Source organism: Phenylobacterium zucineum HLK1 (assembly GCF_000017265.1).
In the GTDB taxonomy this organism is placed as follows: domain Bacteria; phylum Pseudomonadota; class Alphaproteobacteria; order Caulobacterales; family Caulobacteraceae; genus Phenylobacterium; species Phenylobacterium zucineum.
The window spans coordinates 1851464-1867411 of record NC_011144.1 but is presented as its reverse complement, the minus strand read 5'-3'; the positions used below and the strand labels follow the sequence as shown (position 1 = coordinate 1867411).

Genomic DNA, 15948 nt, shown 5'->3' with positions numbered 1-15948 from the left:
GAGGGACAAAGCGCCGCTTGACCCAATCTCTGGTGATTTCGATCGACGCCATGGGCGGAGATCACGGACCGTCCGTCGTGGTTCCGGCCGCCGCGCGCGCCGCGCGCGACCTGCCGCACGTCCGCTTCCTGCTGCACGGGGACGAGGCCGCGGTGCGCGCCGAGGTCGCGCGCTGCGCCGGGCTCGCCGAGCGGACCGAGGTGCGCCACGCCGACCGCGTCATCGGCATGGACGAGAAGCCCGCCCAGGCGCTGCGCCGCGGCAAGGGCACCTCGATGTGGGGCGCCGTGGAGGCCATCCGCGAGGGTGACGCGCACGTCGCGGTCTCGGCCGGCAACACCGGCGCCCTGATGGCGATCTCCAAGCTGATCCTGCGCATGAGCGCCGACCTGGACCGGCCGGCCCTCGTGGCCTCGATCCCCCACGCCAAGGGGGTGACCACCTTCCTGGACGTCGGCGCCAACGTCGACTGCGACGCCGAGCGCCTGGTCGAGTTCGCCATCATGGGCGAGGCCTATCACCGCGCCGCCCACGGCGTCGCCAAGCCCACCGTCGGCCTGCTGAACGTCGGGTCGGAGGAGATGAAGGGCCACGAGGAGGTCCGCGAGGCCAACCGCATCCTGCGCGAAGGCGGCTTCGACCTGGAGTACCGCGGCTTCGTCGAGGGCGACGACCTGACCAAGGGCTCGGTGGACGTGGTCGTCACCGACGGCTTCACCGGCAACGTGGCGCTGAAGGCCATGGAGGGCGCCGCCCGGTTCATGTACGGCGAGCTGCGCGCGGCCCTGACCGCCGGTCCGTTCTCCAGCCTCGGCGCGCTGCTGGCCCGACCCTCGTTGCTGCGCTTCCGCGAGCGGATGAGCCCGCCGCCGGCCGCGCCCCTGCTGGGCCTGAACGGCTTGGTGCTCAAGTGCCACGGCGGCGCAGGCGACCGCGAGTTCGCCAAGGCCATCCGCGCGGCCGCCGATGTGGCGCAAAGCGGGTTTGCCTCGGAGATCGAACGGAATATGAGGCGGCTTCCCGCCGCGCTTTCCCCTGCGGCGCCTTCGCCTGCCGATGGAGCCGCCTGAGTGCCCAAGGTCCTGCGTAGCGTCGTCACCGGCGTCGGCGGCTATCTGCCGGAACGGATCGTCACGAACGACGACCTGGCCAAGATCGTCGAGACCTCCGACGAGTGGATCCGCGAGCGGACCGGCATCCGCCAGCGCCGCCAGGCCGAGGACGACCAGCCGGTCTCCGACCTGGCCGTCGAGGCCGCCCGGCGCGCCCTGGCCGCCGCGGGCCGATCGCCCGACGACGTCGACCTCATTGTGGTGGCCACCACCACGCCCGACCTGACCTTCCCGGCCACCGCCGCCATCGTCCAGCGCAAGCTGGGCGCGCCTGTCGGCATCGCCTTTGACGTGCAGGCGGTCTGCTCGGGCTTCGTCTACGCGCTCTCCGTGGCCGACGGCTTCGTGGCCCGCCGCCGGGCCAAGTGCGCACTGGTCATCGGCGCCGAGTGCATGACCCGCCTGATGGACTGGACCGACCGGGGCACCTGCGTGCTGTTCGGCGACGGCGCCGGGGCGGTCGTGCTGGAGCCGGGCGAGGGCGAGGGGGCGGTCGCCGACCGCGGACTCCTGGGCTTCGCCCTGCGCGCCGACGGGACCAAGCAGGACCTGCTCTACGTGGACGGCGGCGTCTCCACGACCCGCACGACGGGCTACCTGCGGATGCAGGGCAACCAGGTCTTCCGCCACGCGGTGGTGAACATCTCCGAGGCGGTGGTCGCCGCGGCCGCCGACGCCGGCGTCGAGGTCTCGGCCGTGGACTGGTTCATCCCGCACCAGGCCAACCAGCGCATCCTGGAGGGCGTCGCCAGGCGCCTGGGCATCGACGAGACCAAGGTCATCTCGACCGTGGCCGAGCACGCCAACACCTCGGCGGCCTCGATCCCGCTGGCGCTCGACCAAGGCGTGCAGGACGGGCGAATCAAGCCGGGGCAGCTGCTGCTTCTGGAGGCGATGGGCGGCGGCCTGACCTGGGGGGCGTGCGTCCTGCGCCTCTAGCGCTTAACCACCGCCCGCAAAGCGTGACTTGAAGTCTTTGAGCCGATAGGACAATCAAGGTCCATGAACGATGTCTCGTCGGGGGTCAGCGCAAGGATGAAGGGGGCGACGGTCACCCGGGCCGACCTCTGCGAGGCGGTCCACGAGCAGGTGGGCCTCACCCGCCAGGACTGCGCGGAACTCGTCGAACGGGTCCTCGAACTGATGTGCCAGGCCCTCGAGCGGGGCGAGCAGGTGAAGCTCTCGGGCTTCGGCGTCTTCCAGGTCCGCTCCAAGCGCGCCCGCATGGGCCGCAATCCCAAGACCGGCGAGCCCGCCGCCATCGAACCGCGCCGCGTGATCGGCTTCCGCGCCTCGCAGGTGATGAAGGCGCGGGTCGACCAGGCGCTGTCGCGGTGAGGGCGCCTTAGGCCGTGGCCAAGGGCCCGGACGCCTTCCGCACCATCTCGGAAGCGGCCGAAGAGCTGAACGTGCCGCAGCATGTCCTGCGGTTCTGGGAGACCAAGTTCGCCTTCATCCGGCCCATGAAACGGGCGGGCGGGCGGCGGTTCTACCGACCCGCCGACATCGCCGTGCTGCGCGGGGTGCGCCGCCTGCTGCACGACGAAGGCTACACCATCAAGGGCGTCCAGAAGCTGCACCGCGAGCAGGGGCTGAAGCGCCTCGTCGCGGCGGGGGAGGGTATGTCCGCCGCCGCGCCGCCCGCGCCGTCGGCCGGGTCACCCGCGGCCCGCGGCGACACCGACGCCCTGTTGACCGCCCTGCGCGATCTCGAGGCCGCCAAGCGTCGCCTGGACGACCTGCTCAAAGGCTAAGCTCTGCAACTTTAAGTCATCGCGCGGAACGCAACCGTGAAGCCGCCCGGCCGGTTTGCCTTGGGGTCATCCCAGGGAGATCGCCATGGCATTCAACCCGCTCAACGAGCGCGGCATTCCGCTCGAACGTCAGCTTCGCAACTGGTCCGAGCTGAACGTCCAGCCCTACGACACCCGCGACGTCCACCCCTACACCCGCTGCCGGGTCATCCTGATGAACGGCGTCGAGGTCGAGGCGGCGATGTTCTCGCACAACTTCAACCGCAACCTCGCCGACGTGGAGATGAAGCAGCGGCTGCAGCGCGTGCGCCGCGTCGAGCAGCAGCAGCAGAAGGCGGTGAACTGGCTGATCCCCGGCGAGAAGCAGGAGAACGCCATCGAGGTGACCATCGGCTATGAGCAGGTGGCGGTGGACCTGACCGCCTGGCTCGCCCGCCATGAGCCCGACCCCTACCTGAAGCAGGTCTACGAGTTCGGCCTGCTGGAGGACTTCGACCACCTCTACCGCTACGCCAACCTCATGGACCTGATGGGCAACGGCCGCCGGGCCGAGGAGATCACCGGCGACTACACCGAGATCACGCCCGGCCGCCCGACCATCTTCGAGCACCGCGACCCGCGCGACGACATCCGCCGGCCGATGACGGTCCAGGCGGCCCACCGGCAGTCGATCCTGAACGCCATGACGCTGGTCTCTGCCGAGCAGCAGACGATGAACTACTACATGACCGTCGGGAACCGGCCCACCGACCCCCTGGCCCGCGCGCTCTACCTGGAGATCGCCCAGATCGAGGAGCAGCACGTCAGCCACTACGAGTCCTGCCTCGACCCCACGGTGAGCTGGCTGACCAACTGGGTGCTGCACGAGAACCACGAGTGCTGGCTCTACTGGTCCTGCTTCGAGACCGAGGTCGACCCGCGCATCAAGGCGCTGTGGGAGCTGCACCTGTCCATGGAGATCGAGCACCTGCGGATCGCCGCCCGGGCGCTGGAGGAGGTCGAGGGCAAGGACGCCGCCGAGCTGATCGGGGCCGGCTACGAGGCGCCCATGACTTTCGAGGAGAACAAGGCCTATCTGCGCGAAGTCGTCTCGCGGCAGGTCGACCTGACCGCCTGGGACTCCGAATTCCTTCCGGTCGAGGAGCTGCCCGAGGGGCACCGCTACTTCGCCTACCAGGCCCAGGTGAACGCCGGCGGCGCGCCGAGCGAGCAGGTCATCGAGCGCCACCGCGAGGAGTTCGGCGGCGAATACCGTTTCGAGCCCGAGGGCGAGCATCCCGTGGCGCCGCTCCGCACCGAGGGACCGCACGCCGAGCTCGGCTACTGGCGGGCCGGCGCCGGCGACGGCGTGGCCCGGATCGCGTGAAGGAGGCGAGGATGTCCGACGACAAGGAACGCGGCGGCCTGAAGGGGCTCGCCGACAAGGCCCAGGACATGGTGGGCGGGATGGTCGGCATGGCCTCGGCCTCCACCGCCGGCTCGCACAACACCGAGGCCTTCATCGCCAACGCCTGCATGGGCGACCTCTACGAAGTCGAGGCCGGACGCCTGGCCATGCAGCGGGCGCGCTCGGACGACGTGCGGATGTTCGGCGAGATGATGGTCGAGCACCACACCACGGCCATGCACCAGATGCGTTCGGCCCTGCGCAGCCGCGAGGTGACCGACGCCCTGCCGGGCGCCGCCCCGACGATGGAGCTCGACGACCGCCGCGCCGGGATGCTGAAGCACCTGCAGGACGCGCCCGACGACGACTTCGACAAGATGTACCTCGACCAGCAGCGGATGGCCCACCAGGAGACCGTGGCGCTGCACAAGGGCTACGCCGAGCACGGCGACAATCCGCAGCTCCGTTCCGTGGCCCTGGGCGGCCTGCCGATGGTCGAGCGGCACCTCAAGGCCCTGGGACGCATCGGCGTCCACTGAGCCCGGCGGCGGCCTGACGGGGCCGCCGTCGTCTTCATCTCATCTGCGGGAGATTGCTCGCCGCCGGCCGATGGTCGGAGCGGCGGGATTCGAACCCACGACCCCTTGACCCCCAGTCAAGTGCGCTACCAGGCTGCGCTACGCTCCGCCGGCCGGTCGGCGAGGCGGGCCTTATAGGCGGGCTCGCGCTCGCGCGGCAATCCCGAAATCACCGCCCGCGGCTCATCCAGCGAAACAAGGGCGCGAGCGGCAGCCACCAGCAGAAGCCGACGACGGCGTAGTAGGGCAGCTGGGCCCACCAGCGCTCGGGAATGCGCTCGCCGACGAACACGGCGGCCACGACATAGAGCGCCAGGAACCCCAGGATGGCGAAGAGGCCGATGAGTTTGCGGACGCGCGCGGACATGAGGCCGGTGATAGCGGGGTCGCGCTCGTCGCGTAAGACCGATAAACACGGCGCCCAAGTTCGGCCCCCAAGCTGCGCCACCGCGTGCCCATGACTTCATTCCTGCGTTCCGACCGTTCCAAGTCCGTCGCCGTCTGGCTGTGGGGGGTGGCCTTCCTGGTCCTCGCCATGGTGGTGGTGGGCGGGGCGACCCGGCTGACGGGCTCGGGCCTGTCGATCACCGAATGGAAGCCGGTGACGGGGGTCATCCCGCCGCTGAGCGATGCGGCCTGGCAGGCCGAGTTCGCCCGCTACCAGGCGATCCCGCAGTACCAGCAGATCAACCGGGGCATGAGCCTTCCGCAGTTCCAGGAGATCTACTGGTGGGAATGGGGACACCGGTTCCTGGGGCGGCTGACCGGCCTCGTCTTCTTCGTCCCCTTCGTCTGGTTCGCGATCCGTCGCGAGATCCCGAAGCGGCTGTTCCTGCGGCTCGCCGGCATCTTCCTGCTGGGGGCGCTGCAGGGAGTGGTCGGCTGGTGGATGGTGGCGAGCGGCCTGTCGGAGCGGGTCTATGTCGCGCCCGAGCGGCTGATGGTCCACCTGGGACTCGCCTTCGCCCTGCTGGCCGCCCTGGTCTGGACGGCGCTGGACGCCTGGTCGGGCGGGGCGCGGCAGACGCTGCCCAGCCCCTGGGGCCGGCGCGCCGCCTGGCTGATGGCGCTGATCTACGTCCAGATCCTGCTGGGCGCCCTGGTCGCGGGCAACCACGCGGGGCTCGTCTACAACGACTTTCCGCTGATGAACGGGCGGCTCGTGCCCGAGGACTACGCCGCCACCACCCTGTGGGGGACGCTGGCCCATAGCCAGGGGGCGGTGCAGCTGCATCACCGTCTCGCCGCCTACCTGCTGACCGGGGTGGCGATCGCCGTCGGCTGGTCGGCCTGGCGCTCGAACTATCTGGCGCGGGATTCCAAGCTGCTGGCGGTCGGCGTCGCCGCCGCCGTGGTCCTGCAGGCCTGCCTGGGGGTGGCGACCCTGATGGCCCAGGTCCCGCTGGCGCTCGGCATCGCCCACCAGGTCGCCGCGGCGGTGGTCCTGGCGCTCGCGACGGCGTTCGCCTGGCGCGTGCGGCGGGTCTGAGGCGCAGAAAATCGCGGTATCTCGCTACCGCATACGTTAAGTTATTGAATTAACGGCTTTTCTTCCGCGCACTCGCAAACCGGGAGTGTTGACAGCCGGCGTTTCCCCCGGCATATGCCGCGCCTCACGTCGGGAGCGCACGTTCGCGCTCCTGCCCAAGTTCATACGGATCGCACCATGTTGAAGGCTACGACGGCTTCGCTGAAGCCCGCCGAGGTCGAGAAGAAGTGGATCGTGATCGACGCCAAGGACGCCGTCGTCGGCCGTCTCGCGTCGTTCATCGCCATGCGTCTTCGCGGCAAGCATCGGCCCGACTACACCCCGCACGTCGACTGCGGCGACTTCGTCGTCGTCGTGAACGCCGACAAGGTGAAGTTCACCGGCAAGAAGCTGTCGGACAAGATCTTCTACTGGCACACCGGCCATCCGGGCGGCGTGAAGCAGCGCACCGCCGGCCAGATCCTCGAGGGCAAGTACCCCGAGCGGGTCCTGGAGAAGGCCGTCGAGCGCATGCTGCCCAAGGAAAGCCCGCTGGCCCGCAAGCAGATGACGCACCTGCGCATCTACACGGGCGAGGAGCATCCGCATGCGGCCCAGAACCCCGAGACCATCGCGTTCGCCGAGCTGAACGCCAAGAACGTGCGGAGCGCGTAATGAGCGAAGCCACCACGACCGAAGCCACCGGCTTCGACGCCCTGAAGGGCCTCGGCACCCAGGAAGAAGCCGTCGTCCGCGAACCCAAGATCGACGCTCAGGGCCGCGCCTACGCCACCGGCAAGCGGAAGAACGCCGTCGCCCGCGTGTGGATCAAGCCCGGCAAGGGCAAGGTCACCATCAACGGCCGCGACCAGGAGGTCTACTTCGCCCGCCCGGTGCTGCGGATGATGATCGCCCAGCCGCTGCAGGTCGCCGACCGCCTCGGCCAGTTCGACGTCGACGTGACCGTGGAAGGCTCGGGCCTGTCCGGTCAGGCCGGCGCCGTGCGCCACGGCATCGCCAAGGCGCTGACCTACTACGAGCCGGGCCTGCGCGCCGTCCTGAAGCCGCACGGCTTCCTGACCCGCGACCCGCGCGTCGTCGAGCGGAAGAAGTACGGCAAGGCCAAGGCCCGCCGCAGCTTCCAGTTCTCGAAGCGCTAACCGCGCGCGAGCAAGTTCGCGTTTACGGACGGGGCGCTTCGGGAGACCGGAGCGCCCCTTCTCTTATCCGGAGCCGCACATGGCCCACACAGTGTTCATCGACGGCGAGGCCGGCACGACCGGCCTGCAGATCCGCCAGCGGCTGGAAGGCCGCCGCGACCTTACGCTGCTCTCGATCGACCCGGCGCGCCGCAAGGACCCGGCCGCCCGGGCCGAGCTGCTGAACGCCGCCGACGCCGTCGTGCTGTGCCTGCCGGACGATGCGGCGAAGGAAGCCGTGGCGATGATCACCTCGGACAAGGTCCGCGTGGTGGACGCCTCGACCGCGCACCGCGTGGCGCCGGGCTGGACCTACGGCTTCCCCGAGCTGGCGCCCGGCCATCGCGAGGCCATCCGCGCCTCGAAGCGCGTGGCCAATCCGGGCTGCTATCCGACCGGCTTCATCGGCCTCGTCCGGCCCCTGGTCGAGGCGCGCCTCGTGCCGCACGACTTCCCGTTCACCGTCAACGCCATCTCCGGCTACTCCGGAGGCGGCAAGGGGCTGATCGAGGAGTTCGAGGGCCAGGCGCCGCCCGAGGGGACCAACGACGCCTTCCGCGCCTACGGCCTTCCCCTGGCGCACAAGCACCTGCCCGAGATGCAGGCCTACGCCGGCCTCTACCACGCCCCGCTGTTCGCCCCCTCGGTGGGCCGCTACGCCCAGGGGATGCTGGTGGAGGTTCCGCTGCAGCTCTGGGCCGTCGCCGGCAAGCCCACGCCGCGCGACCTGCACGATGCGCTCGTCAGGGCCTACGCCGGCGAAGCCTTCGTCGAGGTGGCCGACTGGGACGAGTGCCTGGCCCTGCAGAAGGAACGCGCCGGCGCGGCGGGCTATGTCCGTGCGCTGGACCCCGAAGCGCTGAACGGCACGAACCGGATGCGCCTGTTCGTGTTCGGCCAGGCGGTGCGCGGGCAGGCCCGGCTGGTCGCCATCCTCGACAACCTGGGGAAGGGCGCCTCGGGAGCGGCGGTGCAGAACCTCAATCTGATGCTGGGCCTCGACGAAGGCGCGGGCCTGTAGCGCTTGCATCCGGACGCGCCTGGGCCACGTAATCGGGGCATGAGCGCGAATGTCGATCGCCGCGGCTTCCTGCTGGGGGCCTCCCTCGTCGCCATCGGCGTGACGCCGGGCTCGGCCGGGGCGGCCGACGCCTGGGCCGACTCGCCGTTCCGCAGGCTCACCGACGCCGAGTGGAAGCGCAGGCTTCCGGGCCCGGCCTACCGCGTGCTCCGCCACGAGGACACCGAGCGCCCGGGCTCCAGCCCCCTGAACCGTGAGAAGCGCAAGGGCGCGTACCAGTGCGCCGGCTGCGGCCTGCCGCTGTTCAAGTCGGACTGGAAGTTCGAGAGCGGCACCGGCTGGCCCAGCTTCTACCGCGCCATGCCGGGCGCGGTGGCCACCAAGACCGACTACCGGATCGGCATTCCCCGCACCGAGTATCACTGCGCCCGCTGCCTGGGCCACCAGGGCCACGTCTTCGACGACGGGCCCAGGCCGACGGGGCTGCGCTACTGCAACAACGGCCTGGCGCTGAGGTTCGTCCCGGCCTGACGCGGCGCAAAAGAAGCGGGCCCGCGGGGGAGCGCGGGCCCGAGGAAGCGCAAACTGGCTTGGGGATCAGTCTGCGGGGAAAGGCTCAGGTCCTGGTCTTGGGCTGGGCGGGCTCGACCTGCGGCTTCGCCCGCTGGATCGTCCCGGCGCCCGAGATGTCGGTCTCGATCTCGGCCGGCTCGGTGACGAGGGTGATGTTGCCCATGCCGGAGATCTCGAGGTCGGCCCGGCCGGTGGGCGCGATCCGCGCGTGGCCTGCGCCCGAGATCTCGACCCGCGCGTCCCGGGTCTTCAGCTGGCCGAGGTCGGCGTTGCCCGCGCCGGAGATGTCGACGTCGAGTTCGCCCGTCTCGCCCGTGGCGCGCACGTCCGAGGCGCCGGATAGGTTCAGGGTCAGCTCGTCCTGGCGGTAGTCGTCGAGGATCAGCCGGGTCGCGCCGGCCAGGTCGAAGCGCTGGACGCCGGGGGCGGTGACCACGATCGTCAGGCGCCGGTTGATCCAGTGCTGGCGGTTCAGCCGGATGGCGCCGTCCTCGATCACGACCCGCTCCACGGTCCGCGAGGGGCCGGTGATGGTGACCGTGCCGGGGCCTTCGCCCTGGACGTAGCGGACCTCCGCGGGCACCCGGACGCGCAGGGTCCGCTCGCCGGTCCAGGCCAGGGTGCGGGTGGCCTGCGGGCCGGGGGCGGGGCCGTCCTCGAGGTCGAACTCGGGATCCCAGTCGAAGCGATGGTGCGAGCCCCAGTCGCGGGAGCCGAAGTACCAGCCGCCACGGGCGATGGCGTCCGGCCCGCCGATGGCGACGGCGGCGGAGAGGGTGACCAGGGCGAGCACGAAGCCCGACACGGCGATCAGGATGAGGACGCGGATCATGGACCTTCCTCCTTAGGCCTGGGGCTCGAGCGCCGGCTTCAGCAGGCGGTAGTGGAGCCGGCCGTACCAGACGAGCGCGTTGATGAGGCCGATCGTGACCAGGGTCAGCACCGCGCCGACCGAGGCCGATCCGGCCATGATGCCGATGCCGGCCAGGACGCCGGCCACCGGTCCGCCGGGCGGATCGACGAACGGCGCGGCGGCGAACACCACCCCGCCGGCGAAGAAGCCCGCGATGGCGGCGATGTAGAGACCGAACAGCGCCCCGCCGATCCCCATGAGGATCGGCAGCAGGATGAGGATGTCGATCGCGCCCAGGCCCAGCACGGCGAAGATCGCCGCCGCGGCCGACGAGGGGCTGCGCTCCTCGCGCCAGCGGGCGAGGGTGGCCTCGGCCCGCAGTTCCCGGGCCAGCCGGTCAGGGTCGCCCAGGGCCGCGGCCACCTCGGCCTCGGTGCGGCCGGCGGCCTCGCCCTCGGTGAAGTGGGTCTCGTAGTCGGCGACGATATCGGCCACCGCCTGCGGGGGCAGGCCGCGCAGGCCCTCCCGCAGCCGGGCGATGAAAGCCTGGCGTGTCATTGCGCCCCTCCAAGGATGTCGTCGACGGCCCCGGAGAACGACTTCCAGGCCGCCTGCTGCGAAGCGAAGCTGCGCTTCCCGGCCTCGGTCAGCCGGTAGTACTTGCGCGGCGGTCCCGACGAGCTCTCGATGAGGTAGGTCTCGACGAGCCCGTCCGACTGCAGCCGCCGCATCAGCGGATAGATGGTGCCTTCGCCCATGCCGATGGTGTCGGACAGGCGGCTGGCGATCTCGTAGGCGTAGCTGTCGTGCTGATGCAGCAGGGCCAGAACGCAGAGTTCGAGCGCCCCCTTCTTCAGCTGGATTTCGATGGCTTCCGGCACGACGGAGCTCCTTCCGAGCTCTGGTGTACCGACAGGTAGCGTGCGACGCAAGGTAGCGTGCATTAAACGTTAGTAACGTACGTTACGGCGCCGCCGGGAAGGGCGTCGGAGCGCCTAGCTGCGGACCTTCACGTACTCCCCGGGGGCGTCGCAGATCGGCTTGAGCTTGCCGTTCGCCGGATCGCGGGCCGGGACCATCTTGCCTGAGCGGGCCTTCAGCCACTCGGCCCAGTGCGGCCACCACGAGCCGGGCGCCTCCTTGGCCTCGGCCTGCCATTCCTCGAGAGTCCCGGGCAGGCGGTCGCACGTCCAGTGCTGGTACTTGTTGGCCGCCGGAGCGTTGATGACCCCGGCGATGTGGCCCGAGCCGGCCAGGGTGAAGGTCACCGGGCCGCCGAACAGCCGGGCGCCCTTGAACACCGAGCGGGCCGGGGCGATGTGGTCCTCCCTCGAGGACTGGACATAGACCGGGACCTTCACGTCGCCGAGGTTCAGCTTGACCCCGTCCAGCACGAGCTCGCCCTTCGCCAGCGCGTTCTCGCCGTAGAACTTGCGCAGGTAGAAGAGGTGCAGGGTCTTCGGCATGCGTGTCTGGTCCGAGTTCCAGAACAGCAGGTCGAACGGCTTGGGCTCCTTGCCAAGCAGGTAGTTGTTCACGAAGAACGACCAGATCAGGTCGTTGGCGCGCAGGGCGTTGAAGGTGTCGGCCATGGCCTGGCCCGAGAGCACGCCGCCGCCCTCGTCCATCTTCTGCTCGAGCGTCTTCAGCCAGTTCTCGTTGGTGAACAGCAGGAGGTCGCCGGCCTCGGAGAAATCCTGCTGGGCCGCGAAGAAGGTGGCCGAGGCGACCGGCTGTACGCCCTTGGCGGCCATGTGGGCGAGGGCGGCCGAGAGCAGGGTGCCGCCGATGCAGTAGCCGACCGCGTTCACGTGCGGCGTGCCGCACTGCTCCATGGCCGCGGCGGCGCCGGCGTAGATCCCCTCGCGCATGTAGTCCTCGAAGGTGCGCGTGGAGAGCTCGGGCGTGGGATTGACCCAGGAGGCGACGAAGACCGTGATCCCCTGGCCGACCAGCCAGCGGATCATCGAGTTCTCCGGCCGCAGGTCGAGGATGTAGAACTTGTTGATCCAGGGCGGGAAGATCACCAGCGGGATCTCGAAGACCTGCTCCGTCGCGGGAGAATACTGGATCAACTCGATGATATCGTTGCGGAAGACGACCTTTCCAGGCGCCGTCGCCACGTTCTCTCCGATCCGGAACCGGTCGTAGTCGGTCTGGGCGATCGAGAGCTGGCCGCCGCCGCGCTGCAAGTCGGCGGCGAAATTCTCCATCCCCCGCACCAGACTCTCGCCGTGGGTGGCCATCACCTCCTTCAGCGCCGCCGGGTTGGAGGCCAGGAAGTTCGACGGCGAGAAGGCGTCGGTGAGCATCTTCATGAAGAACTCGACCCGGCGCTTCTCCATCGGGTCGACGCCTTCCACGTCGGCGACGAGGCCGTTCAGCCAGCCCGAGGTGAGCAGGTACGACTGCTTGATGATGTCGAAGACCGGATTCTCGGTCCAGTCGGGGTCGGCGAAGCGCTTGTCGCCCTTGGCGGGCTGGGCCACCGGCTCGACGGTCTCGCCGGCCATCCGCCGGGCGGCCGACTGCCAGAGCTCGAGATAGCGCGCGAAGAGGTCGGCCTGGGCGCGCATCAGCCGGTCGGGCTGGGCGGCCAGGCGGCCCATCACCTCGGTCAGGGCGGGGGCCACGTGGAACGGGTCGGGGGAGAGGCCGGACGGGCGGTCGGCCTGGCGCAGCGCCATCTCGGCGATGGCGCCCTGGGCGGCGTCGAAGGCCGGCGCGGCGGGTCCGGCGGAGGCGGGCGAGGGGTCGATGGCGGCGAGGGGCTCCTCGGGGAGCGGCGGCTTCTGGGCCGGCTTGGCTGTCTTGCCCTTGGCGCCCTTCGGAAGGGTCTGTTCGCTCATCCGCGTTTCCTCGTCGCCGAAAGAGATCGCACGCTCTTCCGCCTTTGGCGATCATCGCATAAGAGCGTGACAGAGATGAATGCGCCGCGCCCGCCTTTTCGGAACGCCCGTAACGCCGCCAAGCTCCTGGCGGTCGGCGCGGCCGGCCTCGTGCTGACCGGCTGCATCGGCAATCCCCTGGTGGACGCCAAGGTCGATCCGGCCTCGCCGGTGGCGGCCGACGTGGCGCGCCTGACCCGCACGAACCGGGACTATCCCAGGTTCTCCGAGATCCCGGCCCCGCCCACCGACCTGCGTCCCGTGGGGCTCTACGGTCGCGAGGCCGAGGCCGTGAAGGCGGCCGGCGCGCGGCTGATCGCCGAGACGGCGCCCGAAACCTGGACGCTCGGCGACACCCAGGCCTTCGCCGACCGCGCCCGGCGCGACGCGGGCCCCGAGCTGGAGCCGGCGACCGACCGGGATTCGGACGCCTTCGCCCGCGAGCTCCGGGAGCGAGCTACCCCGCCTCCGCCCCGCTGAGGCGCGGTCGGAGGCGCAAAATCACAGAAACCCGGCTTGGCGGACTCCGGCCCGGAGTCTATCGATGCCTGACCCTCAGCTCACCTTGAGGCCGCGCCGGGCAAGCGCGGCGAGAGCTCCCTGAACATGACCCCCGAGTTCCACCGGATCCGACGCCTCCCTCCCTACGTCTTCGAGGAGGTCAACCGCATCAAGGCCCGCCTGCGCGGCCAGGGCGTCGACATCATCGATTTCGGCATGGGCAATCCCGACATGCCGACCCCCAAGCACATCGTCGAGAAGCTGATCGAGACGGCCCGGCACCCCAAGGCCGGCCGCTATTCGGCCTCGAAGGGCATTCCCGGCCTGCGCAAGGCCATGGCCGGCTATTACGGCCGCCGCTTCGGCGTGAAGCTGAACCCCGACACCGAGGTGATCGCCACCCTGGGCTCGAAGGAGGGCTTCGCCAACCTCGCCCAGGCGCTGACCGCCCCCGGCGACGTGATCGTCTGCCCGAACCCGGCCTATCCGATCCACGCCTACGGCTTCATCATGGCCGGCGGGGTGATCCGCCACGTGCCGGCCGGCAGCCCCGAGGAATACCTGTCGGGCATCAGCCGGGCGGTGAAGCACTCGGCCCCGCCGCCGAGCGTGCTGATCGTCAGCTACCCGTCGAACCCGACCGCCCAGTGGGTGGACCTCGACTTCTACCGCGAGGTCATCTCGCTGGCGAAGAAGCACGACATGCTCGTACTGTCGGACATCGCCTATTCCGAGATCTACTTCGAGAACAACCCGCCGCCGTCGATCCTGCAGGTCGAGGGCGCGAAGGACATCGCCGTCGAGGTCAACTCGCTGTCCAAGACCTACGCCATGGCCGGCTGGCGTGTGGGCATGGTGGTGGGCAACGAGCGGATGTGCGCGGCGCTCGCGCGGGTGAAGTCGTACCTCGACTACGGCGCCTACACGCCCATCCAGGTGGCCGCCGCCGCGGCGCTGAACGGGCCGCAGGACTGCGTCGAGGAGATCCGCCAGATCTACAAGGGCCGCCGGGACTGCCTGGTGGAGTCCATGCGCCGCGCCGGCTGGGACATCCCCGCGCCGCCGGCCTCGATGTTCGCCTGGGCGCCGCTGCCGGAGCAATATAAGGAAGCCGGCTCCATGCTGTTCTCCAAGCTCCTGGTCGAGGAAGCCGGCGTCGCCGTCGCCCCGGGCATCGCCTTCGGCGAGTACGGCGAGGGCTATGTGCGCATCGGCCTCGTGGAGAACGAGCAGCGGATCCGCCAGGCGGCCCGCAACGTGAAGAAGTTCCTGGCCAACGCGGACGAGATCCTCGGGCGGGCCCACAACACCATGGCGGCGCAATGACGGACAGGACCTGGCGCATCGGAGTCGCGGGCCTGGGCACCGTAGGCGCGGGGCTGCTGACGTTCCTGGCCGAGCATCCCGGCTTCGCCCCCGCGGGCGGCCGGGCGGTGGTCAGCGGCGTCTCGGCCCGCTCGCGCTCGCGCCCGCGGCCGTTCGACATCTCGAACCTGCCGTGGTTCGACGACCCCGTCGCCCTGGCCCAGTCGCCCGAGACCGACATCTTCGTCGAGCTGATCGGCGGCTCGGACGGGCCCGCCAAGGCCGCGGTCGAGGCGGCGCTCGCCGCCGGCAAGCCGGTGGTCACGGCCAACAAGGCCCTGGTCGCCGAGCATGGCGCAGAACTCGCCGCCCTGGCCGAATCCAAGGGCGCGCCGCTGCTGTTCGAGGCCGCCGTCATGGGCGGCACGCCGGCGGTGAAGATGGTCCGCGAGGCCCTGGTCGGCGACGACATCAAGTCGGTGGCCGGCATCCTCAACGGCACCTGCAACTACATCCTGACCGAGATGGAGGCCTCGGGCCGCTCGTTCGCCGAGGTGCTGGCCGAGGCCCAGCGGCTGGGCTACGCCGAGGCCGACCCCACCATGGACATCGGCGGCTTCGACGCCGCCCACAAGATCAGCATCCTGGCCGCCCTGGCGTTCGGCTGCGCGCCGAACTACGCCGCCGCCGAGGTGGAGGGCATCGCGCAGGTCGAGCTGCTCGACATCCGCATGGCCAAGGACCTCGGCTACCGGATCAAGCTGGTCGCCTCGGCCGACCGTTCCGAGGAGGGCGTGCTGGTGCGGGTGCATCCCTCGCTCGCGCCGCTGAACCATCCGCTGGCCCAGGCGGGCGGGGCGCTGAACGCGCTGTTCATCGAGGGCGCGCGGGTCGGGCGGATCTTCGTCCAGGGCCCGGGCGCCGGCGCGGGCCCGACCGCGGCGGCCGTCGCCGCCGACATCGCCGACGTCATGGCGGGGGCCGTGCGCCCCGTGTTCCAGGCGCCGGCCGGCACGCTGCGCCCGTTCGAGCCGGTGGACCCCTCGCGCAGCCTCAGCCGCGCCTATGTCCGCTTCCTGGTGAAGGACGAGCCGGGGGTGATCGCCGCCGTGTCCGAGACCCTGGCCGAGGCGGGCGTGTCGATCGAGAGCTTCCTGCAGAAGCCGGTGGAGAACGCGGACGGGGTTCCGATCGTTCTGACAACCCACGCTGTAGCGGAATCGGTGCTCGCCGCCGCGATCGAGCGCATCGCAGGGCTTTCCGCCGTGCTGGACAAACCCAGGATGTTGCGCATCGCGCGCATCTGACA

19 protein-coding genes and 1 tRNA gene are annotated in these 15948 nt (G+C 70.3%); 14 read left to right on the top strand and 6 right to left on the bottom strand.

The features are described from left to right. Window positions 1-17: 17 nt before the first annotated feature. The 6 genes from plsX (at window position 18) to PHZ_RS09145 (ending at window position 4792) form a co-directional block, all read left to right on the top strand. Entirely contained in the window at window positions 18-1070 is a 1053-nt protein-coding gene (gene plsX / locus PHZ_RS09170; protein ID WP_012522213.1) for a phosphate acyltransferase PlsX, read from the top strand. After that, window positions 1071-2051, top strand: a complete 981-nt coding sequence (locus PHZ_RS09165) for a beta-ketoacyl-ACP synthase III (RefSeq protein WP_012522212.1) — start codon at window positions 1071-1073, stop codon at window positions 2049-2051. It begins immediately after the preceding gene. Window positions 2052-2147: 96 nt separating this feature from the next. Further along, on the top strand, window positions 2148-2450 hold the full coding sequence (locus PHZ_RS09160; RefSeq protein WP_012522211.1) for an integration host factor subunit alpha: 303 nt from the start codon (window positions 2148-2150) through the stop codon (window positions 2448-2450). A gap of 14 nt (window positions 2451-2464) precedes the next feature. Then, window positions 2465-2866 carry a MerR family transcriptional regulator gene (locus PHZ_RS09155; RefSeq protein ID WP_012522210.1) on the top strand — a complete coding sequence of 134 codons (402 nt, stop codon included), beginning with the start codon at window positions 2465-2467 and terminating at the stop codon, window positions 2864-2866. Between the two features lie 85 nt (window positions 2867-2951). After that, on the top strand, window positions 2952-4232 hold the full coding sequence (locus PHZ_RS09150; RefSeq protein ID WP_012522209.1) for a hypothetical protein: 1281 nt from the start codon (window positions 2952-2954) through the stop codon (window positions 4230-4232). 11 nt (window positions 4233-4243) lie between these two features. Next, on the top strand, window positions 4244-4792 hold the full coding sequence (locus PHZ_RS09145) for a DUF4142 domain-containing protein (RefSeq protein WP_049758190.1): 549 nt from the start codon (window positions 4244-4246) through the stop codon (window positions 4790-4792). Window positions 4793-4863: 71 nt separating this feature from the next. Here PHZ_RS09145 and PHZ_RS09140 read toward each other — a convergent pair. Together PHZ_RS09140 and PHZ_RS09135 are read right to left on the bottom strand one after the other, a co-directional pair. After that, window positions 4864-4940: transfer RNA gene (locus PHZ_RS09140), tRNA-Pro, on the bottom strand. A 60-nt stretch (window positions 4941-5000) separates the two neighbouring features. Next, the gene (locus PHZ_RS09135) at window positions 5001-5198 is read right to left on the bottom strand and encodes a DUF2842 domain-containing protein (protein ID WP_012522208.1); all 198 of its coding nucleotides are present in this window, start codon (window positions 5196-5198) and stop codon (window positions 5001-5003) included. 90 nt (window positions 5199-5288) lie between these two features. On the opposite strand from PHZ_RS09135, the gene PHZ_RS09130 reads away from it, so the two are divergent. From PHZ_RS09130 to msrB, 5 genes are all read left to right on the top strand, one after another. Further along, window positions 5289-6320 (top strand): COX15/CtaA family protein, encoded by a 1032-nt coding sequence (locus PHZ_RS09130; protein ID WP_041373388.1) that lies wholly within the window; start codon window positions 5289-5291, stop codon window positions 6318-6320. Between the two features lie 180 nt (window positions 6321-6500). Next, a complete protein-coding gene (gene rplM / locus PHZ_RS09125; protein ID WP_083771018.1) occupies window positions 6501-6974 on the top strand; it encodes a 50S ribosomal protein L13 in 474 nt (157 codons plus the stop codon). After that, a complete protein-coding gene (gene rpsI / locus PHZ_RS09120) occupies window positions 6974-7459 on the top strand; it encodes a 30S ribosomal protein S9 (RefSeq protein WP_012522205.1) in 486 nt (161 codons plus the stop codon). Before rplM ends, rpsI begins: the two co-directional genes overlap by 1 nt. Window positions 7460-7538: 79 nt before the next feature. Then, the gene (argC, locus tag PHZ_RS09115; protein ID WP_012522204.1) at window positions 7539-8519 is read left to right on the top strand and encodes an N-acetyl-gamma-glutamyl-phosphate reductase; all 981 of its coding nucleotides are present in this window, start codon (window positions 7539-7541) and stop codon (window positions 8517-8519) included. A gap of 39 nt (window positions 8520-8558) precedes the next feature. Then, the gene (gene msrB, locus PHZ_RS09110) at window positions 8559-9050 is read left to right on the top strand and encodes a peptide-methionine (R)-S-oxide reductase MsrB (protein ID WP_012522203.1); all 492 of its coding nucleotides are present in this window, start codon (window positions 8559-8561) and stop codon (window positions 9048-9050) included. Between the two features lie 85 nt (window positions 9051-9135). Here the strand turns inward: msrB and PHZ_RS09105 are convergent, their stop codons facing one another. The 4 genes from PHZ_RS09105 to phaC form a co-directional block, all read right to left on the bottom strand. Then, window positions 9136-9924 carry a GIN domain-containing protein gene (locus tag PHZ_RS09105; protein WP_012522202.1) on the bottom strand — a complete coding sequence of 263 codons (789 nt, stop codon included), beginning with the start codon at window positions 9922-9924 and terminating at the stop codon, window positions 9136-9138. A gap of 12 nt (window positions 9925-9936) precedes the next feature. Next, window positions 9937-10503 carry a DUF1700 domain-containing protein gene (locus tag PHZ_RS09100; RefSeq protein WP_012522201.1) on the bottom strand — a complete coding sequence of 189 codons (567 nt, stop codon included), beginning with the start codon at window positions 10501-10503 and terminating at the stop codon, window positions 9937-9939. Next, window positions 10500-10826 (bottom strand): PadR family transcriptional regulator, encoded by a 327-nt coding sequence (locus tag PHZ_RS09095; RefSeq protein WP_012522200.1) that lies wholly within the window; start codon window positions 10824-10826, stop codon window positions 10500-10502. Before PHZ_RS09095 ends, PHZ_RS09100 begins: the two co-directional genes overlap by 4 nt. Before the next feature lie 114 nt (window positions 10827-10940). Continuing rightward, entirely contained in the window at window positions 10941-12794 is a 1854-nt protein-coding gene (gene phaC / locus PHZ_RS09090) for a class I poly(R)-hydroxyalkanoic acid synthase (RefSeq protein WP_012522199.1), read from the bottom strand. Between the two features lie 66 nt (window positions 12795-12860). On the opposite strand from phaC, the gene PHZ_RS09085 reads away from it, so the two are divergent. From PHZ_RS09085 to PHZ_RS09075, 3 genes are all read left to right on the top strand, one after another. Further along, window positions 12861-13313 carry a hypothetical protein gene (locus PHZ_RS09085; RefSeq protein WP_012522198.1) on the top strand — a complete coding sequence of 151 codons (453 nt, stop codon included), beginning with the start codon at window positions 12861-12863 and terminating at the stop codon, window positions 13311-13313. 126 nt (window positions 13314-13439) lie between these two features. Continuing rightward, complete coding sequence (locus tag PHZ_RS09080) at window positions 13440-14660, top strand: LL-diaminopimelate aminotransferase (protein ID WP_012522197.1); 1221 nt, start codon at window positions 13440-13442, stop codon at window positions 14658-14660. Then, window positions 14657-15946 carry a homoserine dehydrogenase gene (locus PHZ_RS09075; protein WP_012522196.1) on the top strand — a complete coding sequence of 430 codons (1290 nt, stop codon included), beginning with the start codon at window positions 14657-14659 and terminating at the stop codon, window positions 15944-15946. Before PHZ_RS09080 ends, PHZ_RS09075 begins: the two co-directional genes overlap by 4 nt. The last annotated feature ends 2 nt before the right edge of the window (window positions 15947-15948 follow it).